General features: G+C 61.6%; 28 protein-coding genes and 1 pseudogene. 3 read left to right on the top strand and 26 right to left on the bottom strand.

Going from position 1 to position 26,524, the window contains the following annotated elements; genetic code table 11:
* Positions 1-6 precede the first annotated feature (6 nt).
* The 5 genes from RCH14_RS12735 to RCH14_RS12715 form a co-directional block, all read right to left on the bottom strand.
* Positions 7-627 (bottom strand): protein-methionine-sulfoxide reductase heme-binding subunit MsrQ, encoded by a 621-nt coding sequence (locus tag RCH14_RS12735; protein WP_343026473.1) that lies wholly within the window; start codon positions 625-627, stop codon positions 7-9.
* Positions 627-1,604: a protein-methionine-sulfoxide reductase catalytic subunit MsrP gene (gene msrP / locus RCH14_RS12730; protein WP_343026472.1), complete on the bottom strand. Its 978-nt coding sequence runs from the start codon at positions 1,602-1,604 to the stop codon at positions 627-629. The genes RCH14_RS12735 and msrP overlap by 1 nt, the downstream gene beginning before the upstream one ends.
* Before the next feature lie 135 nt (positions 1,605-1,739).
* Positions 1,740-2,918 carry a c-type cytochrome biogenesis protein CcsB gene (gene ccsB, locus RCH14_RS12725; RefSeq protein ID WP_343026471.1) on the bottom strand — a complete coding sequence of 393 codons (1,179 nt, stop codon included), beginning with the start codon at positions 2,916-2,918 and terminating at the stop codon, positions 1,740-1,742.
* Positions 2,919-2,941: 23 nt separating this feature from the next.
* On the bottom strand, positions 2,942-5,044 hold the full coding sequence (locus tag RCH14_RS12720; protein WP_343026470.1) for a cytochrome c biogenesis protein ResB: 2,103 nt from the start codon (positions 5,042-5,044) through the stop codon (positions 2,942-2,944).
* A gap of 111 nt (positions 5,045-5,155) precedes the next feature.
* On the bottom strand, positions 5,156-5,827 hold the full coding sequence (locus tag RCH14_RS12715) for a c-type cytochrome (protein ID WP_343026469.1): 672 nt from the start codon (positions 5,825-5,827) through the stop codon (positions 5,156-5,158).
* A gap of 152 nt (positions 5,828-5,979) precedes the next feature.
* Between RCH14_RS12715 and yihA the strand changes: the two genes are divergently transcribed.
* Together yihA and hemB are read left to right on the top strand one after the other, a co-directional pair.
* Complete coding sequence (yihA, locus tag RCH14_RS12710) at positions 5,980-6,726, top strand: ribosome biogenesis GTP-binding protein YihA/YsxC (protein ID WP_343026468.1); 747 nt, start codon at positions 5,980-5,982, stop codon at positions 6,724-6,726.
* A gap of 19 nt (positions 6,727-6,745) precedes the next feature.
* On the top strand, positions 6,746-7,753 hold the full coding sequence (gene hemB, locus RCH14_RS12705; protein WP_343026467.1) for a porphobilinogen synthase: 1,008 nt from the start codon (positions 6,746-6,748) through the stop codon (positions 7,751-7,753).
* Between the two features lie 355 nt (positions 7,754-8,108).
* Here the strand turns inward: hemB and RCH14_RS12700 are convergent, their stop codons facing one another.
* From RCH14_RS12700 to RCH14_RS12680, 5 genes are all read right to left on the bottom strand, one after another.
* Positions 8,109-9,035: a hypothetical protein gene (locus tag RCH14_RS12700; RefSeq protein ID WP_343026466.1), complete on the bottom strand. Its 927-nt coding sequence runs from the start codon at positions 9,033-9,035 to the stop codon at positions 8,109-8,111.
* Between the two features lie 141 nt (positions 9,036-9,176).
* A complete protein-coding gene (locus RCH14_RS12695) occupies positions 9,177-12,284 on the bottom strand; it encodes an efflux RND transporter permease subunit (RefSeq protein WP_343026465.1) in 3,108 nt (1,035 codons plus the stop codon).
* On the bottom strand, positions 12,281-13,450 hold the full coding sequence (locus RCH14_RS12690) for an efflux RND transporter periplasmic adaptor subunit (protein WP_343026464.1): 1,170 nt from the start codon (positions 13,448-13,450) through the stop codon (positions 12,281-12,283). Before RCH14_RS12690 ends, RCH14_RS12695 begins: the two co-directional genes overlap by 4 nt.
* Before the next feature lie 125 nt (positions 13,451-13,575).
* Complete coding sequence (locus tag RCH14_RS12685) at positions 13,576-14,931, bottom strand: ATP-binding protein (RefSeq protein ID WP_343026463.1); 1,356 nt, start codon at positions 14,929-14,931, stop codon at positions 13,576-13,578.
* Positions 14,928-15,656 carry a response regulator gene (locus tag RCH14_RS12680; protein WP_183554216.1) on the bottom strand — a complete coding sequence of 243 codons (729 nt, stop codon included), beginning with the start codon at positions 15,654-15,656 and terminating at the stop codon, positions 14,928-14,930. The genes RCH14_RS12685 and RCH14_RS12680 overlap by 4 nt, the downstream gene beginning before the upstream one ends.
* A gap of 197 nt (positions 15,657-15,853) precedes the next feature.
* Between RCH14_RS12680 and RCH14_RS12675 the strand changes: the two genes are divergently transcribed.
* Positions 15,854-16,387: a Spy/CpxP family protein refolding chaperone gene (locus RCH14_RS12675; protein ID WP_343026462.1), complete on the top strand. Its 534-nt coding sequence runs from the start codon at positions 15,854-15,856 to the stop codon at positions 16,385-16,387.
* Positions 16,388-16,428: 41 nt separating this feature from the next.
* Here the strand turns inward: RCH14_RS12675 and dsbD are convergent, their stop codons facing one another.
* The 16 genes and pseudogenes from dsbD to rpsN all read right to left on the bottom strand — a co-directional run bounded on the left by dsbD (position 16,429) and on the right by rpsN (position 26,520).
* Positions 16,429-18,297, bottom strand: coding sequence for a protein-disulfide reductase DsbD (dsbD, locus tag RCH14_RS12670; protein WP_343026461.1), 1,869 nt, complete (start codon positions 18,295-18,297; stop codon positions 16,429-16,431).
* A gap of 125 nt (positions 18,298-18,422) precedes the next feature.
* Positions 18,423-18,818, bottom strand: coding sequence for a 50S ribosomal protein L17 (rplQ, locus tag RCH14_RS12665; RefSeq protein WP_183554222.1), 396 nt, complete (start codon positions 18,816-18,818; stop codon positions 18,423-18,425).
* A 188-nt stretch (positions 18,819-19,006) separates the two neighbouring features.
* Positions 19,007-19,984, bottom strand: a complete 978-nt coding sequence (locus RCH14_RS12660; RefSeq protein WP_332530665.1) for a DNA-directed RNA polymerase subunit alpha — start codon at positions 19,982-19,984, stop codon at positions 19,007-19,009.
* Positions 19,985-20,284: 300 nt separating this feature from the next.
* Entirely contained in the window at positions 20,285-20,908 is a 624-nt protein-coding gene (rpsD, locus tag RCH14_RS12655) for a 30S ribosomal protein S4 (RefSeq protein ID WP_183554224.1), read from the bottom strand.
* A gap of 249 nt (positions 20,909-21,157) precedes the next feature.
* A complete protein-coding gene (gene rpsK, locus RCH14_RS12650) occupies positions 21,158-21,562 on the bottom strand; it encodes a 30S ribosomal protein S11 (protein ID WP_005663404.1) in 405 nt (134 codons plus the stop codon).
* 14 nt (positions 21,563-21,576) lie between these two features.
* Positions 21,577-21,942, bottom strand: a complete 366-nt coding sequence (rpsM, locus tag RCH14_RS12645; RefSeq protein ID WP_343026460.1) for a 30S ribosomal protein S13 — start codon at positions 21,940-21,942, stop codon at positions 21,577-21,579.
* Positions 21,943-21,958: 16 nt separating this feature from the next.
* Positions 21,959-22,072 (bottom strand): 50S ribosomal protein L36, encoded by a 114-nt coding sequence (rpmJ, locus tag RCH14_RS12640; RefSeq protein WP_005663407.1) that lies wholly within the window; start codon positions 22,070-22,072, stop codon positions 21,959-21,961.
* Positions 22,073-22,111: 39 nt separating this feature from the next.
* Positions 22,112-22,320 (bottom strand): annotated as a pseudogene (infA, locus tag RCH14_RS12635) (translation initiation factor IF-1).
* 21 nt (positions 22,321-22,341) lie between these two features.
* Positions 22,342-23,676, bottom strand: coding sequence for a preprotein translocase subunit SecY (secY, locus tag RCH14_RS12630; protein ID WP_183554228.1), 1,335 nt, complete (start codon positions 23,674-23,676; stop codon positions 22,342-22,344).
* Positions 23,677-23,704: 28 nt separating this feature from the next.
* Positions 23,705-24,136 (bottom strand): 50S ribosomal protein L15, encoded by a 432-nt coding sequence (gene rplO / locus RCH14_RS12625; protein ID WP_183554230.1) that lies wholly within the window; start codon positions 24,134-24,136, stop codon positions 23,705-23,707.
* A gap of 28 nt (positions 24,137-24,164) precedes the next feature.
* Complete coding sequence (gene rpmD, locus RCH14_RS12620) at positions 24,165-24,344, bottom strand: 50S ribosomal protein L30 (RefSeq protein WP_123069947.1); 180 nt, start codon at positions 24,342-24,344, stop codon at positions 24,165-24,167.
* An 11-nt stretch (positions 24,345-24,355) separates the two neighbouring features.
* The gene (gene rpsE, locus RCH14_RS12615) at positions 24,356-24,874 is read right to left on the bottom strand and encodes a 30S ribosomal protein S5 (protein ID WP_183554232.1); all 519 of its coding nucleotides are present in this window, start codon (positions 24,872-24,874) and stop codon (positions 24,356-24,358) included.
* Positions 24,875-24,886: 12 nt separating this feature from the next.
* Positions 24,887-25,249, bottom strand: a complete 363-nt coding sequence (gene rplR / locus RCH14_RS12610; RefSeq protein ID WP_183554234.1) for a 50S ribosomal protein L18 — start codon at positions 25,247-25,249, stop codon at positions 24,887-24,889.
* A gap of 11 nt (positions 25,250-25,260) precedes the next feature.
* A complete protein-coding gene (gene rplF, locus RCH14_RS12605; RefSeq protein ID WP_183554236.1) occupies positions 25,261-25,794 on the bottom strand; it encodes a 50S ribosomal protein L6 in 534 nt (177 codons plus the stop codon).
* A 10-nt stretch (positions 25,795-25,804) separates the two neighbouring features.
* Positions 25,805-26,200: a 30S ribosomal protein S8 gene (gene rpsH / locus RCH14_RS12600; RefSeq protein WP_183554237.1), complete on the bottom strand. Its 396-nt coding sequence runs from the start codon at positions 26,198-26,200 to the stop codon at positions 25,805-25,807.
* Positions 26,201-26,214: 14 nt separating this feature from the next.
* Positions 26,215-26,520 carry a 30S ribosomal protein S14 gene (gene rpsN / locus RCH14_RS12595; RefSeq protein WP_183554238.1) on the bottom strand — a complete coding sequence of 102 codons (306 nt, stop codon included), beginning with the start codon at positions 26,518-26,520 and terminating at the stop codon, positions 26,215-26,217.
* Between the last annotated feature and the right edge of the window lie 4 nt (positions 26,521-26,524).

Below are 26,524 nucleotides of genomic sequence, written 5' to 3'. Positions count from 1 at the left end.
CTTTTCTTATGGGCGTACCGGTTGCGACTTGCCCCTGACATTCCACCAGACGCGCCAAGCAAGCAGCAGCGCAATGATCGACCCGAAGATGATCGGTCTGACAAAGTCGTTCTTGCCCTCTTTCATCCACCAGAAGTGCAGGATCGACAGCGGCGCGATCACGTAGATCAGGCGGTGCAGCCACTGCCAGCGCTTGCCGCCCAGCCGCTTGATCATTGCATTGGTCGAAGTTGCCGCCAGCGGAATGAGCAGCACGAAGGCGATGAAGCCGACCAGGATGAACGGCCGCTTGATGACGTCGGCCAGCATCGCCGGCACGTCGAAGAAATGGTCGAACCACAGGAATGCGGTGAAGTGCACGAGCGCATAGAAAAACATGAACAGCCCGATCATGCGGCGCAGCTTGACGAGCCAGTTCCAGCCTGTCAGGCGTCGCAGCGGCGTCACCGCCAGCGTGATGCACAGGAAGTACAGCGCCCATTCGCCGCTGCCCTTGGTGATCGCCGCCAGTGGATCCGAAAAACTGCCGCTGGCGGTGCCCCACACCAGGCGCGCGAAGGGGATCAACGCCAGCACGAACACCAGCGCCTTGACCCACCCGACCTGTTTGCTGTTCAACCCCGCCATCAGAAATAACGCTTCAGATCCAGGCCGGTATACAGCGACGACACCTGGTCGTAGCCATTGAACATCAGGGTCTTGCGTTTTGGTGCGAACAGGCCCGATTCACCGATGCGGCGCTCGCTGGCCTGCGACCAGCGCGGGTGGTCCACGTTCGGATTCACGTTCGAGAAGAACCCGTATTCGCGCGGCGCCATGTCATTCCAGGCAGTCTTCGGCTGGCGCGATAACAGGCGGATGCGCACCAGCGACTTGGCCGATTTAAAGCCGTACTTCCATGGCACGACGAGGCGCACCGGCGCGCCGTTCTGGTTCGGCAGCACCTGGCCATACATGCCCATCGTGAGCATCGTCAATGGGTGCATGGCTTCGTCGATGCGCAAGCCCTCGACGTATGGCCAATCCAGCACGCCACTACGCAGGCCCGGCATCTGCTTGGCGTCGGCCAGCGTCGTGAATTCGACGAACTTGGCGTTGCCGGTCGGTTCCACCTGCTTGAGCAGGCTCGACAGCGAATAGCCGACCCATGGAATGACCATCGACCAGCCTTCGACGCAGCGCAGGCGGTACACGCGCTCCTCTAACGGGGCGAGCTTCAGCAGGCTGTCGATGTCGAGCGTCAGGGGTTTCTTGACCTCGCCCTCGATGCGCACGGTCCAGGGCCGGGTGCGCAGCGTGTGCGCGTTCTCGGCCGGATCGTCTTTATCGAGGCCAAATTCGTAGAAGTTGTTGTAGCCGGCAGCATCCTTGAACGGGGTCTGCTTTTCGTCGGTGGACAGCGCCACGTTGGCGCGCGCCGCGAGCTTCTGGCCGGCGGTCTGGGCAAAGGCTTCGCGATTGGCCATCTCCCAGACGCCGCTGCCAACGGCGGCCGTGGCGGCCATGCGGGTGATGAACTCACGCCGACCGGTATAAATCTCTTGCGGCGTGATTTCGGATGGGTACGGAAGATCGAGTCCGTTGGGATTGCGTTTGAAGAGCATGGCTGGCCTCGCGAGCTTGGGAAGCTTCAGATTACACGAAGTTCCCTTAAGCTGGCGTTAGGGTGGATCGGCTCCGCCGTCCACGCAGTGATCGTTAGCAGCACGCTCACACGGACAGCGAGCGCCTCTGACTCATCAAAGCTCGCCGTACGAGTGCAGACCCGACAGGAACATGTTCACGCCCAGGAATGCAAACGTGGTCACCAGCAGGCCGACCACTGCCCACCAGGCCGCGACACGGCCACGCAGGCCCGTCATCAAGCGCATGTGCAGCCACGCCGCGTAGTTCAGCCACACGATCAGTGCCCACGTCTCTTTCGGATCCCACGACCAGTAGCCGCCCCAGGCTTCCGCCGCCCACAGCGCGCCGAGGATGGTGGCAACGGTGAAGAACGCAAACCCGACCGAAATCGACTTGTACATCACGTCGTCCAGCACCTCGAGCGGTGGCAGGCGGTCGACCAGCATGCCGTGCGACTTGAGCAGGTAGGCCGACGCGACCATCGCGGCCAGCGCAAAGGTGCCGTAGCCGATGAAATTGGCCGGCACGTGGATTTTCATCCACCAGCTCTGCAGTGCCGGCACGAGCGGCTGGATCTGGGCAGCGTCGCGCGAAACCGTGTACCACAGCAAGAAAGCGACGGCGGCGCCGATGATCAGCATCACGAACGGCCCCAGCTGGCGCGTGGCGTAGTGCTCTTCGTAATACAGGTGGAACAATGCTGTGATGATGGCAAACAGGATGAACACTTCGTACAGGTTCGACACCGGGATGTGGCCGACGTCCGGGCCGATCAGGTACGACTCGTACCAGCGCACCATCATGCCAACCGAACCAATCACGACCGCAGCCCAGCACAGCGAGGCGCCCACGCCGCCGCCGAACTTGCCGCGACTTAACAGGCCAACCCAGTAGAACACGGTCGAGAACACGAACAGCGCACTCATCCACAGAATGGCCGACTGGCTCGACAACATGTACTTCAGGAAGAATTTTTGCTCGGCAGCGGCCAGGTTGCCGTCGTACAGCGCGATCGCGCCGAGCGACAGCACGGCCACCAGCGGCAATAGCCAGCGCATCGGTTTCCAGTACCAGCCCAGCACGGCAAACACGGGCGCCGTGCACACCAGGATCACCTCTTCATAGATGTCCATGAAGTGACCATACCGGTTCAGTGCGAACAGCGCGGCGGCGCACAGGGCGAGCGCGTACAGCCAGTCGAGCGGACCCAGGCGGCGGAAATAGCCGGGCGCTTCCTGGTATTGGTCGGTCGAGCGCGCTGCGACGCCAGTCTTTGGTTGTGACAGTTCCATTGTTTTCTCCAAGCCCACGCAGCTTACGCCGGTTGTGGCAGCTTTACTGACAAGTCTTCGTACTCGCGCTCGAAATCGAGCGTCTTGCGTTGCGTGCTCATGGCCATCAACGCCTCGGCGCCAGCCCCGGGGTTGCCAGGCACGTCGCGCACCCAGATCCAGACGCGCCGCTCACGGATGTAGAACATCGCGAACACGCCCAGCACGAGCAGGACACAGCCGAAGTAGACCACGTTCTTGCCCGGCGAGCGCGTCAATTGCAGCACCGAGGCCTTCACTTCGGTGAAATCGTCGAGCTGCAGATAGACCGGCGCGCCGTACAGATAACTGTCCGACAACGCATTGGTGGCCAGTTGCAGGAAACGGCCATTGGCGTCGGTTGGCGCGGCCGGGGCGTCGCCATGCTTTTCGCGCGCCACTTGCCACAGTTCCCACAGGGCGCCGTTGAGCATCTTCATGAAGATGCCGGCCGCTTTTTCCTGTTCGGCTTGCGGAATTTTTTCAAGGAACTGGGCCACGCCGACGAAGCCGCCGCGGCCGTCACCGCCGGCGAAGATGCCTAGCGTGCGCGCGGCCGACTCTTGCAACTGGCCAGCAAGCTCGCTGTTGCTCTGGTTGGCGCCCAGTGCCCGCGCGGCATAGCGGCGCGCGGCCACGGTGCGCGCGTCGGGATCGGCCAGCGCCGCGCGCAGGCGCATCCAGTCGCCCACGCCAAAGCGTTCGTCGACGGGAATGCGCAGGAAGCTGAAGCTTTCCGACGGGTTCGCGCGCACGCCGGCCAGATAGACTTGCGCGCCATCCAGCAGCATCGGCTGCATGTAGTTCATGTATTCGCGCGCCTGGCCGCTGGCGTCACGCAGCTTGTATTGCACGCTGGGGCCGACGTTCTTGAGGTCTTTCGTGGCATCGAGCTTGGCGGCCGCACCCGAGGCCTTGCCCAGCGTAGCGGCGAACTGTTCGTTGAACGACGTGCCCTTGCTCACCGCGCGCACGTCATTGCCCTGGCTGATGTTCTCGACGTTGAACGGGCGGAAACCCGACCACTCGACGGCATAGGTTTCGCCGCCGATCTTCAGTTCGGTGGCGCCATTGACTTCACCTTCGATCGGGAAACTGGCGCTGCCGGTACCGTTCATCGGGAACCCCGTCAGCCGCAGTTTGCTGCCGCCATCGTCAAAGCTCGACTGGTAGACGGCGATGCCTTTGTAGATCAGCGGATGATTGACCTTGATGGTCGATTCGAACGTGTGGCCGGTTTCCAGGTCGCGCACGACCACGTCGCTGGCAAACAGTTTCGGCATGCCGGTCGAATAGAACTCGATATGGAATTTCTTGAGCTGCAGCGAGAACGGCAGCTCTTGTACCAGCACGCCCGATGGCTGGTTCAGGATCGCCGTGCGGCTGGCCTGTCCTTCGGCAATGGCCGTGTTGCCACGGAAGGTCGGGTTGCTCGTGCCCAGTCGATGCTGGGCGGGAATGTCCGCGATCACGCCGCTGCCGGTGAACGGCGTCTTGTCGAACAGCCACTGCTGAATGCGCACCGGCAAGTCGGAGTCGAGCGTGCCGCCCACCAGGATCACGATGATCGACGAGTGCGCGAAGATGTAGCCGAATTTGTTGCCGGCGCCCTTCTTGGCCGTGACCAATGTGCCGCCGTCCTTCTCGACAATCCTGGTGGCATAGCCGGCGTGGCGCAGGCGCAGTGCGCTCTGCTCGGCCAGCGCGTTTTTCGACAGCGGCGCCTGCCATTCGAGCTTGTGGTGGAAGTTGCGCAGCGAATCGAAGCGCACGTTCTCGCGCCAGCTGCGCATGTCGCGCATCATTTTCGGCGCATTGCGGATCAGGCACAGCCCGGTGGACGTGACCAGCACCACCAGGATCACGAGGAACCACCAGCTGGAGTACACGCTGTACAGGCCGAACTTGCTGAAAATTTCGAACCAGAACGGACCGAACTGGTTGACGTAATTCGACATCGGCTCGGCCTGCTTGAGCACGGTGCCGATGATCGACGAGATGGAGATGATGGTAAGAAGACTGATCGCAAAACGCATCGATGAGATCAGTTCGACCGCCTCGGCCAGACCACGGCGGCGGGTGTTCAGTTCAATTCCGGTGGTGCTCATGCTGTACGACTTTCTTCCTGCGCGGCGGGTAGCCGCTTGCAGAAAAGGGGGCAGCCCGTCGCTGCCGCCCTTCCTGCGTTCAATATTGCTTATGCGAGATCGTGGAGTCTCTTAGCGCAAGCCGGCGATATAGTCGGCCACCGCGCGCATTTCAGCCGTCGACATGCGCTGCGAGAGCGTGGTCATTTGCGGGCTGTTGGCGCGGGTGCCACTCTTGAATGCTTCAAGCTGGGCGGTCGTGTAATCCTGGTGCTGACCTGCAAGGCGCGGATATTGCGCGGGGATGCCGCTGGCGTTGGCGCCATGACAGCTGGCACAGGCCGCCACGCCACGCTCGGCGATGCCGCCGCGATAGATCTTGCGGCCCAGTTCAACGGTGTCCTTGTTCTTGGCCGTGCCCGGCTTGTGCACCTGCACTGCCAGCCAGGCCGCGATGTCTTTCTTCTCGGCGTCGGTGAGCATCTTGGCGTAGGTCGTCATGATCGGCTGCTGGCGGTTCGGGGTCGTGAAATCGACGAGTTGCTTGTGCGTGTAGCTGGCGAACTGACCCGACAGCTTGGGATTGGCAACGATGGACGAATTGCCCGCCGCGCCATGGCACGACACGCACGATGGAAGACCGCGCGCGGGATCGCCCGCATCGTACAGGGCGCCGCCCCTGGCCGGATCGGCCTTGGCGGCAGGTGCCGCTGCGGGCGCCGCTGCTGTCGCCGCCGGGAGTCCCCCGAAAACAGTTAGTGTGACCAACAATGTTTTGAGCAGGGAGGACGACAAGCGGTTCATACTAGCACCTTGAAAAAGTCAATAATTGAAGGTTCAGTGCAGCGCTCTTGATTGCTTGGGCGATGGGACCGGCAGGCAGCAATCAACCCCTTATTGTACAATAGCTTTGTTTCTCCAACGCCATTTCGTAGTCCTCTTATACCTTCTCCCCAATGTCCAGATTATGGCAAGCCCGGTTCTTTACGACCGTGAATCAGTTGCGCGACCTTCCCGACACCAGTGTGCCGGAAATCGCCTTCGCCGGGCGCTCCAACGCCGGCAAATCCACAGCGATCAATATCCTCACGAACCAGAAGGGTCTTGCCTTCGCGTCGAAGACGCCCGGTCGCACGCAGCACATCAATTATTTCTCGATCGGTGGCGCCCATGTGGGCCAGCACCGCAAAGATGCGGTCCGACTCGATGAAATCGAAGCGCTGCTGGTCGACTTGCCGGGCTACGGCTACGCCGAAGTGTCGGGCACGGCCAAGCTGCACTGGCAAAAGCTGCTGGGCGACTACGTCCAGCGCCGCGACCAGCTCGCTGCGCTCATCCTGATCATGGATTCGCGCCGTCCGTTCACCGACCTCGACGTCCAGATGCTCGAATGGTTCGCCCCCACCGGCAAGCCGATCCACTGCATCCTGACCAAGGCCGACAAGCTCAACCGCAACGAATCGACCAATGCCCTGCGCGAAGCGCGCGGCGTGCTCGAAAGCTACGTCGATGAAGATGGCGTCGGCTTCCCGTTCACGGTGCAGCTGTTCTCGGCGCTCAAGCGGATCGGCATCGAAGAAGCCGATGCCAAGATTCTGGCGCTGGCCGGGCTCGATGGCGTTGCTGGCGAGTACGAGGGTGAGGAAGACGAGCACGAAGAACCTGGCGCGCCGTCGGCGGACGACGATCAAACCTCCGCCTGATCTTGCAAGGAGCCACTCGATGAGCATCATCACTTCCGCCTATCCGGCGGCCCGGCCGCGCCGCATGCGCCGCGACCCGTTCTCCCGCGCCATGATGCGCGAGAACACGATTACCGCATCCGACCTGATCTATCCAGTGTTCGTTCTGGAAGGCCAGAACGTGCGCCAGGAAGTCGGCTCGATGCCGGGCGTGGCCCGCGTCTCGCTCGACCTGCTGCTGAAGGTGGCCGAAGAATGTGTCGCGCTCGGGATTCCGGCGCTGGCGCTGTTCCCGCTGGTCGACCAGTCGGTGAAAACCTATGACGGCATCGAAGCAACCAACCCGGACGGGCTGGTGCCGCGCGTGGTTCGCGAGCTCAAGCGTAACTTCCCGGAGCTGGGCATCATCACCGACATCGCACTCGACCCGTACACGACCCACGGCCAGGACGGCCTGCCGGACGAGAACGGCTATATCGTCAATGAAAAGACGATCGAGATGCTGGTCAAGCAAGCGCTCACCCACGCCGATGCTGGCGTGGACATCGTTGCGCCGTCGGACATGATGGACGGGCGCATCGGCGCGATCCGCACCGCGTTCGAGGCGCAGGGCCATATCCACACGCGCATCATGGCGTATTCGGCCAAGTATGCGTCCGCGTTCTACGGGCCGTTCCGCGATGCGGTGGGCTCATCGGCCAATCTCGGCAAGGCCGACAAGAACACCTACCAGATGGACCCGGCCAACAGCGACGAAGCGCTGCGCGAAGTGGCGCTGGACCTGGCTGAAGGCGCCGACATGGTGATGGTCAAGCCGGGCATGCCGTACCTGGACATCGTGCGCCGCGTAAAAGATGAGTTCAGGGTGCCAACGTTTGCCTACCAGGTCAGCGGCGAGTACGCGATGCTCAAGGCGGCCGCGCTCAATGGCTGGCTGGACCATGACAAGGTCATGATGGAATCGATGATGGCGTTCAAGCGCGCCGGCGCCGATGGGGTGCTGACCTACTTCGCGCTGGATATTGCCCGGAAATTGAAGGCAAGCTGATTCTTCCCATTCCGAAAGAAACCGTGCCATGTTGAGTGGCACGGTTTTTTTTCGCCCCGACAATATCTAGCCACATCAATGACTGGTCAATGGATGATTTTTAACATTCATTTCTATATGTTGCCTATCGCAATACTTCCAGTCACCCGTGACAAACGGCACAGCCGGGGTCAGGTCTGACATTCAGACACGACCTCAGCCTTCGCCACATCAACTGGTGCCTTGCCCAGTCTTGGCATGGCCCGCTGCCAGCTGGTTCCGACTGCACGCCTGCACGACTGCCCGACTGCCCGACTGTCGAGATCGTGTCCGAATGTCAGACCTGACCCCCGCTTTTCACGGTTTTTGAAGTTGCCTATCTGCCTGGCGGCGGCCGGTACTCCGGGAACATCTCTTTGTACAAGAACTCGGTAAGACGGGCATCGTCTGCTGGCCGCGCGCTGAGCTTGACCACGCGTCCCAGGCGGTGCGAATCCCATTCGAAGTCGCCGTTCTTTTCCTTGCGGATCAGCTCGATCATCTTTCTGATGACAGCCGTTTCGATGTCGCGCTCGCTGCCCTGCTCCACCGTCACCGCCGTCAGCCAGCGCCGCTTGAAGCTCGGGTTCCAGCCGCGGAACTTCAGGTCCATCGTGTTGAACGTCTTGTTCGACACCGAGAAGATGCCGCCCGACTCGTTGCTGTCGTCGCGGCCGCGGCCGTTGATGGCGGCGATGTTCGCCAGCGCGTTACGGTTGCCGCGCACGGCGTCGCTTTCCGGCGTTTCCACTTCACTGCCGGTCGGCGCGCCGCGGCGCTCGCGTTGGGCTTTGACGTAGGCGGCCATGTCCATGTCGGGCGGGACCTCGGTCTTCGGCTGTGGTGGCTGGGGCGGCTGTGGCCTGCGCTCGACCGGTTTTTCGTCAGGAATCGTGATCGTGTCCGGCAGGCGCTGGACGAAGACGCGCTCCGGCGGCGTCGGCCGCGGCGTTTCGCGCCGTGGTGTTGGTTTCGGCGCCGGCTTGGGCTTTTGCTCGCGCTGCGCCTTGGTCGGCTGCTGCAGCGGCTGGACAAAGAAGACGTCGGTTTCCCGGTCGGATGCCGGGCGCGCTGTCTTTTGCTCTTTTTCGGGCGGCTTGAAGATGAAGATCGCAAGCAACAGCAAGTGCAGCGCGATTGTGCCGATCAGGCCGCCGCGCTTGGAGCCCTCGCGCTCGTAGTGCGGCCCCGGGCGTACCAGTGGCTGTCCGCAGTGGGAGCAAACTTCGCTGTCCTGATCGTAGGAGTGGGGATGGTCACGCAAGGTAGATCGGTATCCTGGAAGCGACGTCTAAAAAAACAGCAGAGAGCCGCAGTCTAACCGTTTTAGAGTACCTGCGCATCACGCCAGCAAGCGGACTGCAGCGCCGCTGGCGTTGATGGTTGTTACCAAATGTTTCCAACATTAAGCATGCTGGGCAACCGGGACATCGTCGGCCTTCGCGAGCTGTTCGTCCGTCATCGGCCCCGTGCCGCTGAAACGGTCCAGGTACAGGTAGATGACCGGTGTGATGTACAGCGTAATGACTTGCGAGAAGATCAAGCCGCCGCACACCGCCAGGCCCAGTGGCTGGCGCAGCTCGGCGCCGGCGCCGATGCCCAGCGCAATGGGCAGCGCGCCCATCAGTGCCGCCAGCGTCGTCATCAGGATCGGCCGGAAGCGCAGGATGCAGGCTTCGCGGATCGCCTCTTGCGGGCTCATGCCGAGCGTGCGCTGCGCATCGAGCGCGAAGTCGATCATCATGATGGCGTTCTTCTTGACGATACCGATCAGCATCAGGATGCCGATCATCGCGATCAGCGTCAGGTCCTTGTCGAAGATCCATAGCGTCAACAGCGCGCCAACCGCTGCCGACGGCAGGCCGGCCAGAATGGTCAGCGGGTGGATATAACTTTCGTACAGCACGCCCAGCAGCACGTAGATGACGCCGATGGCCGTCAGGATCAGGATCAGCTGGCTCGACTGCGTGTCCTGGAACACCGCCGCGTCGCCCCCGTAAGTGGCAATCACCGAGGCCGGCAACTTCATCCCCGTGCGCATCTGCTCGATGGCGGCGGTGGCGTCGCCCAGCGGCACGCCCGGCGCCAGGTTGAATGACAGCGTGATCGCCTGCAATTGCCCCTGGTGATTCACTTGCAGCGGGCCGACCGTGCGGCGCACGGTGGCAATGCTCGACAGCTTGACCAGGTCGCCCGACTTGCTGCGCACCGACACGCGCGACAGCGCTTCGTCGTAGTAGCGGTCGCTGGCGGCCGCCTCCAGGATCACGTAGTAGCTGGCGGCCGTCGAGTAAATGGTCGACACCTGGCGCTCGCCGAACGACGCGTACATCACGGTGCGTATATCGTCCATTTCCAGGCCCAAGAGCGCAGCCTTGTCCCGGTCGATGTCCACCGTGGCTTGCAGCGCCTTGTTCTGCGAGTCGCTGTTGACGTCGCGGAAGCGCGCATCCTGACGCATGCCTTCCAGGAACCGTTCGGCCCAGCCGCCGATCTCGCCACCCGACACGCTTTGCAGCGTGTACTGGTAGCGCGCCTTGCTCTGGCGTCCGCCCAGTTGCAGATTCTGCTGGGGCGACATGAACACCTGCACGCCCGGCACCGCGCGCGTGGCCTTGCGCAGGTCGTCGATCACCAGGTCCATCGGTGGCCGCTCGCCGCGGGGTTTGAGCACCAGGAACATGCGGCCCGTATTGCCGCCGCCGCTGAACGAGGTCGTATCCTGCACGTACGGATTGGCGCGGACGATGTCGACCACCTTGCCCTGCAGTTCTGCCAGCGCAGCCGACGATGTGTCTTCGGACGCTTCGACGTTCACGCGGATCTGGCCGATGTCTTCTTCCGGGAAGAAGCCCTTCGGCATGGTCATGTACAGCACGGCAGTCAGCACGAAGGTGCCCAGCGCCAGCATCAACACCAGAAAGCGGTGGCGCAACGCCGTGTCGAGCGTGCGGCCATAGCTGTTGCGCACACTGGTGAACATGGCTTCGAAGCGGCGGCCGATCCACGACATGTCCTTCGGATCGACGTGGCCGCCATCCTTGAGCAGGCGCGAGCACAGCATCGGCACGAGGGTCAGCGAAACGACCGCCGACACCATCACCGCCAGACCGACAATGACGGCAAATTCGCGGAACAGCAGGCCGATCACGCCCGGCATGAAGAAGATCGGAATGAACACGGCCACCAGCGAAATCGAGATCGAGATGATGGTAAAGCCCATTTCGCGCGCGCCGACGAGCGAGGCGTGCATCGGCTTCTTGCCCATCTCCATGTGGCGTACGATGTTTTCCAGCACCACGATCGCATCGTCGACGACCAGGCCGACGGCCAGCGTGATACCCAGCAGCGAGATATTGTCGAGGCTATAGCCCAGCCAATACAACAGCGAGAGCGCGCCCAACAGCGAAATCGGCACCGTCACCGCCGGGATGAACGTGGCGGCCGCGCGATGCAGGAACAGGAAGATCACCAGGATCACCAGCATCACCGTGCCCAGCAAGGTCAGGTTGACGTCGTGGATCGCTTCGCGGATCGACAGCGAACGGTCGTTGACGAGTTCGATCTTGATCGAGGCCGGCAATTGCCCTTCGAAGCGCGGGATCAGCGCGCGCACGGCGTCGACCACTTCGACCGTATTAGCGTTCGGCTGGCGCTGCACCATCAGCGAGATCGAGCGCTCGCCGTTCAGGCTACCCATGGCCTTGACCGACTGGTAGCTGTCCTGTACGTCGGCGATGTCTCGCAGGCGCACCGGCATGCCTTCGCGCGTGGCGACGATCAGGTTGGCAAAATCGGCCGCCTTCATCAGCTGGCCGCCGCCCTGGATCGTCAGCGCCTGCGTTGGGCCATCGAGGATGCCCAGCGGGGTGTTCGAGTTGGCCGCACGCAACGCTGCCGCCAGCTCGTCCATGGAGATATTGCGCGCGTTCATCAGGTCGGACTTGGCGCGCACGCGCACGGCGAAGCGCTTGCCGCCGTTGATCGAGACTTGCGAGACGCCCTGCACGGTCGAAATCGCCGGCGAAATCAGATTCTCTGCGTAATCGTTCAGCTCCGACAAATCCATCGACGGCGACGTCAGGTGCATGAACAGGATCGGGGCGTCGGCCGGGTTGACCTTGCGGTAGGCCGGCAATTCCGTCATCTCGAGCGGCAGCCGGCGCTGCGCGACCAGCAGCGCCGCCTGGACGTCGACCGCGGCCTTGTCGACATCGATCGCGGTGTCGAATTCAAGGGTGATATTGGTGTCGCCTTGGGTGCTGCTCGACGTGATCAGCTTGATGCCGGCAATGGTCGAGAATTGTTTCTCGAGCGGCAGCGCGACCGACGAGGCCATCGTCTCGGGACTTGCGCCCGGCAGATTGGCCGAGACGTTGATGACCGGCGTGTTATAGCTCGGCAGCGCAGCGACCGGGATCTTCATGTACGACAGGATGCCCACCAGCACGAGGCTGATCGACAGCAGCACCACCATCACCGGCCGGCGGATACACAGTTCGGACAGGTTCATGCCTGTTCACCCTGCTTCGGTTGCGGTGCGACGGCAGGCTTGGCCGCCTGGGCCAGGCGTACCTTGCCACCGGGGCGCAGGTTCTGCTTGCCTTCGGTAATCACTTGCTCGGCCCCGCTCAAGCCCGTAACGGCGGCTTGATCGCCAAATGCATACACGCGCTTGACCGGCACCTGGCGGGCCGAATTGCCTTCAGCCAGCACGTAGACAAAAGTGCCGTTGGTCGACGTGATGATCGCCGTTTGCGGGATCACGACGGCGTCCTTGAGCGTTTGCACGACCACACGCGCGGTGACGTACTGGCCTGGCCACAGGTTGGTGTCGTTGTTGGAGAACTCACCCTTGACGCGAATGGTGCCGGCCTGTGCATCGACGGCGTTGTCGATGAAGCTCAGGCGCCCGGCAACCGGCTTGGCGTCGGCGCCGCTTGTCACGTGCACGTCGACGTTCCCGGCTTTCTGGGCGCCGAGCAGCGCGCCGAGGGTCGATTCCGGCAGCGTAAACGAGACATTGATCGGGTCGAGCTGGGTCACGGTGGTGAGCGACGTCGTCATCTGCACCAGCGCGCCCGGATGGACGTCGATGGCGCCCACGCGGCCTGACATCGGCGCGCGGATCGACGTATAGCTGGCGCTGACCTGCGTGGCGCGCATCGCGGCCTGGTTCGACTGCACCAGCGCGCGCTGGGCTTCCACCTGGCTCAGCAGGGAGTCGAGCGCGCTCTGGGCCAGGAAGTTCTGCGACACCAGTTCCTGGCTGCGCTTGTACTGGCGGTCGAGGTCGGCCAGCGTGGCACGGTCGCGCGCCACCTGCGCCTGGGCCTGCGCGACATTGGCCAGGTCGGCGCGGTCGTCGAGCGAGAACATCAATTCGCCTTCCTTGACGAACTGGCCTTCGCGGATATGGACCTTGCGGATGGTGGTGACGGTCTGCGGATGCAGGTTCACGGTGCGCAGCGGGGTGACGGTGCCGTTGGCAAACAGCTCGACGCCGACATCGCGCCGCTCGGGCTTGACGACATTGACGGTGACCGGTGGCTGGCCGCCGCCGGCCCCTTTGGCGCCCGGCGCCTGTGCCTTGGCCTCATGACCCTGATTGAAGTACCAGCCGCCGGCGACGACCAGCGCCGCCACGACGGCGATGACGCCGACATTCTTCTTGTTCATGCTTGTCCCTTGCCGCCAGTGCCGACGGCTCTTTCCAGTGAGGCTGCTTGTTGATGTGGCCATTGCGCGCGCGCATTGTCCCACACTGTCATTACGGCTTTGTTTTTGCTTGTTGGTTTTTTTCGCTATTTGTTCGGGTAGTACGTCGGCAGCATCAGCGTCACTTCCAGCCCGCCTTCGGGATGGTTGGCCAGGCTGATGCTGCCGCCGTGCTGCTCCGTGATATTGCGTGCGATCGTCAGGCCCAGGCCCGTGCCGCCCGATTCGCGCGAGCGCGATGTCTCTATGCGGTAGAACGGATCGAACACGCGTACCAGCTCGCTGCGCGGAATGCCCGGCCCGCTGTCGCGGATGCGGATGCGTGCGGTGCCGTTGGTGCGGTCGACGCAGACGCGCGCATCGCGCCCGTACTTGACCGCGTTGTCGATCAGGTTGACCAGGCAGCGGCGCATGTCGATCGGCCGACCCAGCACCGCGATCGAGGCCTTGCCGGCGAGCGTCACGGTTTGGCCGGCATCGGTCGCATCGGCGCACACGGCCTCGAGCAGCGAATCGAGATCGAGCATCTGCATCGTCTCGGTCGTGTCCATGCTGCGCGCCAGTAACAGGCCTTCGCGCACCATTTCCTGCATCGCCGACAGGTCGCCGATCAGGCGGTCCTGCAGTTCGGTGTCGCCCACCTTTTCGAGCCGAAGGCGCATGCGCGTGAGCGGCGTTTGCAGGTCGTGCGTAATCGCGGCGAGCATCTGCGTGCGCTGGAAGATGTACTGGCGGATACGCGCCTGCATCGCATTGAAGGCGGCGCTGGCCTGGCGGATCTCGATCGCGCCGACCAGGTCGAGTGGCGGGCGGTTGATGTCCTGGCCCAGGTCTTGCGCGGCTTGCGCGAGCTGCTTGAACGGGAGCGCGGTCATGCGCGCCACGAAGTAGGCCAGCACGGCGATGCTGACCAGGAACATGCCGACGATGATGCTGGTGTCGACATCTTTGCCGGAAAAGCGCGGCGGCAGCACCGACAGTTGCAGCTCGGCGCCATCGCGCAGCCGCACGTCGATGGACTCGCAGGCTCCTTCCCACTTCATGCTCAGCAAGCCGTACATCACCGGCTGCGATTGCACGACGCCGCAGGCCGTCGGGCGCGTGCTGCGTGACGTGACGACATAGCCCTTGCCCAGGCGCTTGGCCAGCGACGCGGCAAACGGCGTCAGGGGCGCCGCTTGCCGCAACATGTCGCCCACCTCGAGCTGCAGGCCGGGCCGGTTGGCGACATCGAGGTAGATCGAGCGGGCCGATGCCGGCACGATCTCGGTGGCCATGATGAGTTGCTCGGCGCGTTCGAGCACGTGCGCATCGCGCTGGGTTTCAAAGTCGCGCAGGCGCTGGTAGTCGGCTGCCAGTTGGGTGAGCGCCGCCGAGGTCAGAATGCCCAGCAGCAGCGTGAGGAACACGCGCCCGGTCATCGACCCGAAGAACGCTTTCACGCCGCCGGCTCCACGGTGACCTGGCCGGCCAGCACGTAGCCGCCGTTGCGCACGGTTTTGATGATCTGCGGCATGCGCGCGTCTTCGCCGAGCTTCTGGCGCAGGCGACTGATCTGGATGTCGATCGAGCGGTCGAATGGATCGGCGTCGCGGCCCTGCGTGAGGTTGAGCAGCTGGTCGCGATTGAGCACGCGGTTCGGGTGTTCGAGGAACACGCGCAGCAGGCGGAACTCGGCGCCCGAGAGCATGATGACGATGCCGTCCGGGTTGAGCAGGTGGCGCGCGGTCAGGTCGAGCGTCCAGCCTGAAAAGCGCATCTGCTGCACGTTTTCGGACGGCGTGTTCGACGGCATCGCGTGCGAGCGGCGCAGCACGCTGCGAATGCGCGCCAGCAGCTCGCGCGGCTCGAACGGTTTCGGCAGGTAGTCGTCGGCGCCCATTTCCAGGCCCAGGATGCGGTCGAGCGGCTCGTTGCGGGCGGTGAGCATGATGACGGGCAGGCTCGAGGTGGCGCGCAGCTTGCGGCACAGCGTCAGGCCGTCGTCGCCAGGCATGTTCAGGTCGAGCACGATGAGGTCGGGACGCGTTTCGTCGAGCGTCTTCCACATCGCGGTGCCGTCGGCGGCGCCGAGCGTCCGGTAGCTGTTGGACTCGAGGTAGTCGGCCAGCAGCGTGCGAATGTCGCGGTCGTCGTCGACGATCAGAATCGTAGAGGGATTATCCATAACCGCAATTATCCGAATTTATGACAAGCCCGGAGGAAGTATTTGTATCGCTGTGTATATGCCGATGGGCGCGAAACATATGGATACAAAGTGTCCGGCAGGGGAAATCCCATGGTTACAGTTTTGACTCAGCATGGGTCCTGTGCAGCGAGCGTTTCGGATGCACAGCCACCAGACTCTCACACAAAGGATTTATCATGAACACCCTTCGCAAACACCTTGTGATCGCTTTCACCGCCGCCGGCCTGTTCGGCGCCACCGTCGGGGCCCAGGCCCAGAGCGCCGCGCCGGTCGAGGGCCGCCAGGCGTCGACGCTGACTGCCGAACAACGCCTGGCCAAGAAGGCCGAGTGGCAAGCCAAGGCAGGCGAGCGCCATGCCAAGATGGCGCAAAAGCGCGCCGAACATCAGGCCAAATTGCAGGCGTCGCTGAATCTGACGGCCCAACAGAAGCCAGCCTGGGATGCATTCGTGGCCAGCCGGGCACCCGTAAAACATGGTGAGCGCGCCGGCCGTGGCGACCGCGCAGCCTGGGCCAGCCTGAGCGCGCCGCAGCGCATGGAAAAGCAGATCGCCATGCAGAAAGCGCGCACCGCGCACATGGAATCGCGCCTCACCGCCCTGAACAGTTTTTACGCGGTGCTCACGCCAGAGCAGCGCAAGACGTTCGATGCGCAGGCCCAGCACCGCAAGGGCGGGCGTCATCATCAGCAGCATCGCGCCAATGCGTAACTGATTGACTCGCCTGGCGTCGGCGGCCAGGCCGCCGGCGTTCATTTGGCCAGCCGCTCCAGCGACGTCGAAAACTTTTCTGCATTCTGGTAGCCGATCACCCGGCTATCGACAATCTCCTTGCCTTGAGCGTCAAACAGGATGATGCCTGGCGGGCCAAACAGGCCGAAGCGCTTGAGCATCGCCTTGTCGGCCGCATCGTTGGCGGTTACGTCGACCTGCAGCAGCGCGGTGTTGGCCAACTTTGCCTGCACCTTTGGATCCACAAACGTGAACTTCTCCATTTCCTTGCACGACACGCACCAGTCGGCATAGAAGTCGAGCATGACGGTCTTGCCGGCATTGGCGGCCAATGCGGCGTCGAGCTGGTCGACTGTCTTGATGCGGGTGAACACCAGCCCGTGGTGCTGCGGCGTGCCGCTCAGGTGCGCCAGTGGTGCGAATGCATCGCGCCCGCCGCTGGCAACACCGACCAGCTGCATGCCGCCCATCAGCGCAAACGCCGCGCCGAAGGCCATCGAGGCCCAGTGACGCGTGTGGCGCAGCAGATAAAAACCATAACCCAGCAGCAGTGCGGCCCACAGCAGCATCTGCGCGACCGCCGGGATGACGGGCGAGACCAGCCAGATCGCCATCGCGAGCATCAGCACGCCAAACAGACGCTTGACCGACTCCATCCATGCCCCCACGCGCGGCAGCAGCGAGCCGGCCGAGATGCCCACCAACAGCAGCGGAATGCTCATGCCCACCGCCATCGAGAACAGCGCGGCGCCACCCAGGAACACGTCGCGCGTCTGGCTGATGTAGACGAGCGCGCCAGCCAGCGGGGCGGCCACGCAGGGCCCGACGATCAGGGCCGAGATGGCGCCCATCGCAAATACGCCGGCCAGCTTGCCGGACTGCTGGCGGTTCGACACATTGCTCAGACTGGTCTGCAATGCGCCTGGAAGTTGTAACTGATAGAAACCGAACATCGACAGCGACATCGTCACGATCAGTAATGCGAAGGTGCCGAGCACCCAGGGATTCTGCAGCGCTGCGGCCAGGCCTTCGCCGGCCAGGCCTGCTCCCACGCCCAGCATTGTGTAGACGATCGCCATGCCCAGCGAGTACGTCACCGACAGCAGGAAGCCGCGCGCACGGCTGACGTTCTTGCCTTCACCCACGATGATTGACGACAGAATCGGCACCATCGGCAGCACGCATGGCGTGAAAGCCAGGCCCAGGCCCAACAGGATGAATGCTGGCACGATGGCCAGCAGGCTGCCGCCGCCCAGGATGCCGGCGATGTTGGAGAGGTCGGATTGGGCTTGCGGTGCTGTCGGAGTGGCGGGCGCTGCCGACGTCGCCAGGGTGGCAGGGGCTGACTGCGCGCTGTCGGCCATTGGCGAGGATGACAGCGGCGTCGACATGCCCCCCTGCGGCGCTGCAGCGCCGATCGGCAGCGCCGGTGCGGCGCCACCCTTGCCCGCGCTCAGGCTGGCGGTGTGATCCTGCGGCGGGTAGCACAGGCCGGCGTCGGCGCAGCCCTGGCTGGTGGCCGTCAACGTGAACGCGCCGTCACCCTCGACCGGAATGCGGATCGTCAATGCGCCCTTGTAGGTTTCCACGTCCTTCTCGAACGTCTGGTCATACTTCACGGTCCCGGGCGGGATCGCCGGGGTACCCAACTTGACCGCCGGGTTGCTCGACTTGAAGGCAAAGCGCTCGCGGTACATATAGTACCTCGGCGCGATGGTGAAGGTCACTTCGGCCGTCTGCGGATCGGCCATGCGCGCTTCGAACTTGAAGGCGATGGCCGGATCGAGAAATTCCTCGGCAGCGCGGCCTGGCGCGGTAACGAACAGCGTGAAGATGGCAAACAGCGTCAGGCAGGCAGCAAGCCAGTGCCGTGCGGGGAGTCGGAGCATGGAGGTCAAGTCAGTTGTAATAAGGCACGGGCATGGTACACCGGCTGCCCGAGCCGCGCTGAGCACGCTCGATCGCCAGACGAAAAAAAACCAGGCCGAAGCCTGGTCTTTTCTACGACAGTCGATTACTCGGCGGTCGGTGCTTCTTCTTCCGAAGTCACTTCTGGACGATCCAGCAGTTCAACGTAAGCCATTGGTGCATTGTCGCCAACGCGGAAACCCATCTTCAGGATACGCAGGTAGCCGCCGTTGCGGTTTGCGTAGCGTGGACCCAGCTCAGCGAACAGCTTCAGGACCATTTCGCGGTCGCGCAGGCGAGCGAAGGCCAGGCGCTTGTTTGCCAGGGTGTCGGTCTTGCCCAGGGTCAGGATCGGTTCGATGACGCGACGCAGTTCCTTGGCTTTTGGGACGGTGGTCTTGATGGCTTCATGACGCAGCAGCGAAACAGTCATGTTGCGCAGCATTGCCAGACGGTGGGACGAGGTACGATTCAGCTTACGAAGGCCGTGACGGTGACGCATGGTAATTCCTTTCGGGTGTTTTCAATGCCAGTTCTTCGATCGTTCGTGCCCTGTTGCCAAGGCATGTCCGCGGACCGGTTCAGTTAGGGTTGTTTTACTACGCTTTTTCATCCAAGAAAGATCTGGCTCTGCCAGTCCTTTTTGGCTGTTCCACCCGAAAGTAGGTGTGTACTTTCGGGTGAATATTCTTACTTTTCCAGACCGGCTGGTGGCCAGTTTTCGAGCTTCATGCCCAGGGTCAAGCCACGCGAAGCAAGGACTTCCTTGATTTCGTTGAGCGACTTGCGGCCCAGGTTTGGCGTCTTGAGCAGTTCGTTTTCCGAACGCTGGATCAGGTCGCCGATGTAGTAGATGTTTTCTGCTTTCAGGCAGTTGGCCGAACGGACGGTCAGTTCCAGGTCGTCGACTGGACGCAGCAGGATCGGATCGACCAGCGGTGCGCGCGATGGCGCTTCCGCGGCGGCTTCGGTGCCTTCCAGAGCAGCGAACACGTTGAGCTGATCGACCAGGACGCGGGCCGACTGGCGGATCGCTTCTTCTGGCGTGATGACGCCGTTCGTTTCGATGTTGATGATCAGCTTGTCCAGGTCGGTACGCTGTTCGACACGGGCCGATTCAACAGCGTACGACACGCGGCGAACTGGCGAGAACGATGCGTCCAGGATGATGCGGCCGATGGTCTTGTTGGTGTCTTCCGACAGGCGACGGACGTTGCCCGGCACGTAGCCACGGCCTTTTTCGACCTTGATCTGCATGTCCAGCTTGCCACCGGCGGTCAGGTGAGCGATCACGTGATCCGGGTTAACCAGCTCAACGTCGTGCGGCAGGTCGATGTCCGATGCCAGGACTGGGCCTTCGCCTTCCTTTTTCAGGGTCAGGTTGACCGAGTCACGGTTGTGGACTTTGAAGACCACGCCCTTCAGGTTCAGCAGCAGGTCGACGACGTCTTCCTGAACGCCATCGAGCGACGAGTATTCATGCACGACACCAGCGATCGTCACTTCGGTTGGCGCGTAGCCAACCATCGACGACAGCAGCACGCGACGCAGTGCGTTGCCGAGGGTGTGGCCATAGCCACGCTCGAACGGCTCCATCACGACTTTCGCGTGGCCGGCGCCCAGTGCTTCGACGTCGATGATACGTGGCTTCAACAAACTATTTTGCATGAACGTAGTCCTTTTCAATACCCTCGGCTCGTTACACCGATAAGGCTGATGGCTTGATGGAAAACGCCTGCTAGAGCAGGCGGTAAAACGAATTGGGTTACGACAGTGATGAGGAAACTTTGATTCCGGGGAATTCGCTGTTCTTTGCAAGTGCCGATCCTGGATCGCTGCGCTTGCACAACCACCACGTCGTCGCCGCGCAGGTGGGACCAGGTTTTGCGATGCTGCATGCCCAACCGGAATCCCGCCTGCGCGGACACGACCGTCAGGCGCCGAACTTGTCGACGCCGTCGCGATCGATTAACGCGAGTACAGTTCGACGATCAGCGCTTCGTTGACGTCAGCAGCGATTTCGTTACGCTCTGGGAACGAACGGAAGGTGCCTTCCAGCTTCTTGGCATCGACCGACACCCAGCTTGGGAAACCGATTTGCTCAGCCAGCGACAGGGCTTCAGCGATACGCACTTGCTTCTTGGCTTTTTCGCGCACAGCGACGACGTCGCCGGTCTTGACCTGGTACGAAGCGATGTTCACGACCTGGCCGTTGACGGTGAAGGCTTTGTGGCTGACCAGCTGACGTGCTTCAGCGCGGGTCGAACCGAAACCCATGCGGTACGTCACGTTGTCCAGACGCGCTTCCAGCAGCTTCAGCAGCGTTTCGCCGGTGTTACCCTTGCGACGCGAAGCTTCTGCGAAGTAGCGACGGAACTGGCGTTCCAGGATGCCGTACATGCGCTTGACTTTTTGCTTTTCGCGCAGTTGGTTACCGTAGTCCGAGGTGCGGGCACCCGACTTGACACCGTGCTGACCTGGCTTGATGTCCAGTTTGCACTTCGAGTCGAGCGAGCGACGTGCGCTCTTGAGGAACAGGTCAGTGCCTTCACGGCGCGACAGTTTTGCTTTTGGTCCGATGTAACGTGCCACGTTAGATTCCTTTAATAATTGATCACGCCCCAGAGTGCAAAAGCACCCAGGCGCTAGTCCAGCTCTGGAAAGTCAGGCCGGACGTGGCTTGCATCGCCCACCGCTAGAGCGCCAGGCGACAAGAGCCGGGCAGTATATCCCATTTATGGGCAACTGCACCGGCTTTTCTTGAAAACACAACGGGGCTACGCGCCCCGAGCATCGATTACCAAGTACATGGGCTGACGGCAAGCCGCCCTCCCCTGCAACTTAGATACGGCGACGCTTTGGTGGACGGCAACCGTTGTGTGGAACTGGGGTGACGTCCTGGATCTCGGTGATCTTGATGCCGAGGTTGTTCAGTGCGCGCACAGCCGATTCACGGCCTGGGCCTGGGCCCTTGATACGCACTTCCAGATTCTTCACGCCCGATTCCTGAGCGACCTTGCCAGCAGCTTCGGCAGCAACCTGCGCTGCGAACGGGGTCGATTTGCGCGAACCCTTGAAGCCGGCGCCGCCGGAAGTTGCCCACGACAGAGCATTGCCCTGACGATCGGTGATCGTGATGATCGTGTTGTTGAAGGACGCGTGCACGTGGGCGATGCCCTCGGCAACGTTCTTCTTGACTTTCTTGCGGACGCGCGCTGCTGCGGCGCTGCTTTGTTGCTTGGCCATAGTCGGTTCCTAGATTATTTCTTGAGCGATTGTGCTGCCTTGCGCGGACCCTTACGGGTACGAGCATTGGTGCGGGTACGCTGACCGCGGACCGGCAGGCCCTTACGGTGACGCATGCCGCGGTAGCAGCCCAAGTCCATCAGTCGCTTGATGTTCATGGACAGTTCGCGGCGCAGATCGCCTTCCACGACAAACTTCGCGACTTCGTCACGCAGCTTCTCGAGTTCGTTATCGTCCAGGTCCTTGACTTTTTTGCTTGTCGCGATACCGGTTGCATCGCAGATTTTCTGCGAACGCGGACGGCCAACACCGTAGATCGCCGTCAGGCCGATAACAGTGTGCTGATGATTTGGGATGTTAACCCCTGCAATACGTGCCATTCGTTATTCCTCGAAATTAACCTTGACGCTGCTTGTGACGCGGCTCGACGCAGATCACACGGACCACGCCCTTGCGCTTGATGATCTTGCAGTTGCGGCAGATCCGCTTGACTGAAGCGTTAACTTTCATTTTGCACTCTCTTCGGTTCGTTTACTTGATGATGTGTTTTTACTTGGTGCCGAATACGATGCGGGCCCGGGACCACGACAACGGGGTCAACTTCACCGTTACCGGGTCACGCGGGCAGAAGCGAACACGCATTCTACCCGAGATCGACCCCAGGCTCACATTTCGTTTTCCAGCTTCACGCGGAACGTCGCGTTTGGGAGATCCTTTCGAACCTCCCCTTGCATTCGGATGACATCGTCTTCTGCCATTCGCGCCATGCACCCGACTACTTATCGCGTCGGGACGCCACCCTTGAAGTTCGCCTTGCGCAGCAGTGAATCATATTGCTGCGACATGACGTAGTTCTGCACTTGTGCCATGAAGTCCATCGTCACCACAACGATGATCAGGAGCGACGTGCCACCGAAGTAGAAGGGAACCTTCCACTGGGCGGTCATGAACTCCGGCACCAGGCACACCAGGGTGATGTAGACAGCACCAGCCAGGGTCAGGCGCATCAGGATCTTGTCGATATAGCGAGCGGTTTGATCACCCGGACGGATGCCCGGAACAAACGCGCCACTTTTCTTCAAGTTGTCCGCCGTTTCCTTGCTGTTAAATACCAGCGCGGTATAGAAGAAGCAGAAGAACACGATCGCCACCGCATACAGCAACGCGTGGATTGGTTCGCCCGGCGCCATCGACGCCGCCAGATCCTTCAGGAACCCGATCACCGGGCCGCTGGAATCCTTGCCACGGGTGAACCAGTCGACAATCGTCGCCGGGAACAGAATGATCGACGACGCGAAGATCGGCGGGATCACGCCTGCCATGTTCAGCTTCAAGGGCAGGTGGCTGGTTTGGCCACCGTAGATCTTGTTGCCGACCTGGCGTTTCGCGTAATTCACCAAAATCTTGCGCTGTCCGCGTTCCACGAACACCACCGCATACGTCACCGCAGCAATCAGCAGAACGATCAGGATGGCCGAGAAGCTGCCGATCGAACCGTTTGACACCAGGGTGAACAAGCCACCCAGCGCCGACGGCAAACCTGCTGCGATACCGGCAAAGATGATGATCGAAATGCCATTGCCAAGACCACGCTCGGTAATTTGCTCGCCCAGCCACATCAGGAACATGGTGCCGGTCAAGAGGGTCACGATGGTGACGAAACGGAAGCCGAGGCCAGGGTCGATGACCAGGCCAGGCTGCGCTTCGAGCGCGACAGCGATACCGAACGCCTGGAACAGTGCCAGTGCAACCGTGAAATACCGGGTGTACTGGGTGATCTTGCGGCGGCCGGACTCGCCCTCTTTCTTCAACGCCTCGAGTTGCGGCGAAACGATCGATGCGAGCTGCATGATGATCGAAGCCGAAATATAAGGCATGATGCCGAGCGCGAACACGGTAAAGCGGGACAAGGCGCCACCCGAGAACATGTTGAACATGCCCAGGATGCCGCCTTCGTTCTGCTTGAACAGCGCAGCGAGCTGCACCGGGTCAATCCCGGGGACCGGAATATGAGCACCGATGCGGTACACGACCAATGCGCCAAGCAAAAACCACAGCCGGGCCCATGGGAATCCGGAAGCGGCGCTTTTACCAAGTTGTGAATTAGTCGCCAATTTTTGCTCCGATCAGGCAGCGATCGCTTTACGCGACCGAGCCGCCAGCTGCTTCGATTGCCGCTTTAGCGCCGGCGCTCACTTTCAGGCCTTTGAGGTTCACCGCTTTGGTGATCTCGCCGGACAGGATGACGCGCACGTCACGTGCCAGAACCGACAGGACGCCAGCCGCTTTGAGCACCAGGATGTCGACTTCGCCGACGGCCAGGTTGTTCAGATCGGACAGACGCACTTCAGCCTTGAACGTTGCGTTCAGCGATTTGAAACCACGCTTTGGCAGACGACGCTGCAGAGGCATTTGACCGCCTTCGAAGCCGACTTTGTGGAAGCCGCCCGAACGCGACTTTTGACCCTTGTGACCACGGCCGGCAGTTTTGCCGATGCCGGAGCCGATACCGCGGCCGACGCGACGCTTGTAGTGCTTGGCGCCGTCAGCTGGTTGAATGGTATTGAGTTCCATTGATTTCTCCGTTCGCAAGCCCGAGGGCTTACGAAACCACTTTCACGAGGTACGATACTTTGTTGATCATGCCACGCACGGACGGGGTGTCTTGCAACTCGGAGACCGAGTTGACGCGACGCAGACCCAGACCGCGCACGGTGGCACGGTGATCCTGACGGGTACCGATCAGGCCCTTGACGAGCTGAACTTTAACGGTGTTAGCCATGTGATTTCCCCTTAACCCAGGATGTCTTCGACCGACTTGCCGCGCTTGGCGGCGATGTCGGAAGCAGTGCTCATTTTCGACAGACCGTCGAGAGTTGCGCGCACCAGGTTGTATGGATTCGACGAGCCGGTCGACTTAGCGACCACGTCCGTCACACCCATCACTTCGAAGATAGCGCGCATTGCGCCACCAGCGATCACGCCGGTACCAGGCTTAGCTGGCATCATCATGACGCGCGAGGCGCCGTGACGACCGGACACGGTGTGATGCAGGGTACCGTTCTTCAGTGGCACCTTGATCAGGTTGCGGCGGGCTTCTTCCATCGCTTTTTGCACGCCGACTGGAACTTCCTTCGACTTGCCTTTGCCCATGCCGATGCGGCCATCGCCGTCACCGACAACGGTCAGCGCTGCAAAACCCATGATACGACCACCCTTGACCACTTTGGTCACGCGGTTGATCGCGATCATTTTCTCGCGCATGCCATCATCCGGCTTGTCGCTTGCCATTTTCGCTTGCATTTTTGCCATGACGATTCTTCCTTAGAACTTCAGACCGGCTTCACGCGCGGCTTCCGCCAGCGCCTTCACCCGACCGTGGTAACGGAAACCGGAGCGATCGAACGCGACTTCGGTGATTCCTGCTTTCAGTGCTTTTTCTGCGACGCGCTTGCCGACCAGAGCGGCTGCAGCAGCGTTGCCGCCGGCGCCAGTCTGACCTGCCAGCTCGGCGCGCACTTCAGCTTCCAGAGTCGAAGCCGACACCAGTACTTTTGCGTCCGGGCTGATCAGGTTCGCATAGATATGCAGGTTGGTGCGGTGAACCGACAAACGGTTCACGCCAAGCTGCGAGATCTTGATGCGGGTCTGACGTCCACGACGCAGACGTGATTCTTTCTTGTCCATGTCAGCTCCGATTATTTCTTCTTGGTTTCTTTAAGCTTCACCACTTCGTCCGAATAACGGACACCCTTGCCTTTGTAAGGCTCAGGCGAGCGGTAAGCGCGAACTTCAGCGGCAACCTGGCCGACCTTTTGACGATCGATACCTTTGATCAGGATCTCGGTCGGGGTCGGAGTTGCTGCAGTAACGCCTTCTGGCATTGCGTGCAGCACCGGGTGCGAGAAGCCCAGCGACAGGTTCAGGGCATTGCCCTGCACTGCTGCCTTGTAGCCCACGCCGACCAGGTTCAGCTTCTTCTCGAAGCCCTTGGTCACGCCGGTTACCATGTTGTTGACCAGAGCACGCAGGGTGCCGGACATGGCGTTCGATTCACGCGAATCATCGACTACGTCGAAGGTCAGCGTGCCATTGTTGTTTTCCACTTTGACCAGGCCGTTCAGGGCCTGGGTCAGGGAGCCCAGCGGGCCCTTGACGGTGATCGACGACGCGTTGATCGCGACTTCGGCACCGGCAGGGACGGCGATAGGCATCTTAGCTACTCGAGACATCGTCTACTCCTTAAGCCACGTAGCAAATCACTTCGCCACCGACACCGGTAGCGCGCGCTTTGCGATCAGTCATGACGCCTTGCGGAGTCGACACGATTGCCACGCCCAGGCCGTTCATGACGGTTGGGATTTCGTCTTTGCCTTTGTAGATACGCAGGCCTGGACGGGACACGCGCTCAAGGCGCTCGATGACCGGACGGCCAGTGTAATACTTCAAACCGATTTTCAGTTCCGCTTTACCACCTTCGGAGGTGACAGCGAAATCCTCAATGTAACCCTCGTCCTTCAGGACGTTGGCAATGGCAACCTTGACTTTTGACGACGGCATTGCGACCGTGGTTTTCTGAACAACTTGTGCGTTGCGAATGCGGGTCAGCATATCGGCGATAGGATCGCTCATACTCATTGCATATTCTCCTATTACCAGCTTGCTTTGGTCATACCAGGAATTTCGCCCTTCATGGCGAATTCGCGGACTTTGGTACGTGCCAGACCGAATTTACGGAATGTGCCACGTGGACGGCCAGTGATGGCGCAGCGGTTACGCTGACGGGTCGGCGCCGAGTTGCGCGGCAGAGCCTGCAGCTTCAGACGCGCTTCGTAGCGTTCTTCTTCCGTCTTCGACTGGTCGTCGATGATCGCTTTCAGAGCGGCACGCTTCGGGGCGAATTTCTCCACCAGGTCTGCACGCTTCTTTTCGCGGTTAATCAGTGAAAGTTTTGCCATTGCT

Source organism: Massilia sp. MP_M2 (genome assembly GCF_039123635.1).
Taxonomy (GTDB): Bacteria; Pseudomonadota; Gammaproteobacteria; order Burkholderiales; family Burkholderiaceae_D; genus Telluria.
This window is presented reverse-complemented; position numbering and strand designations above follow the sequence as displayed.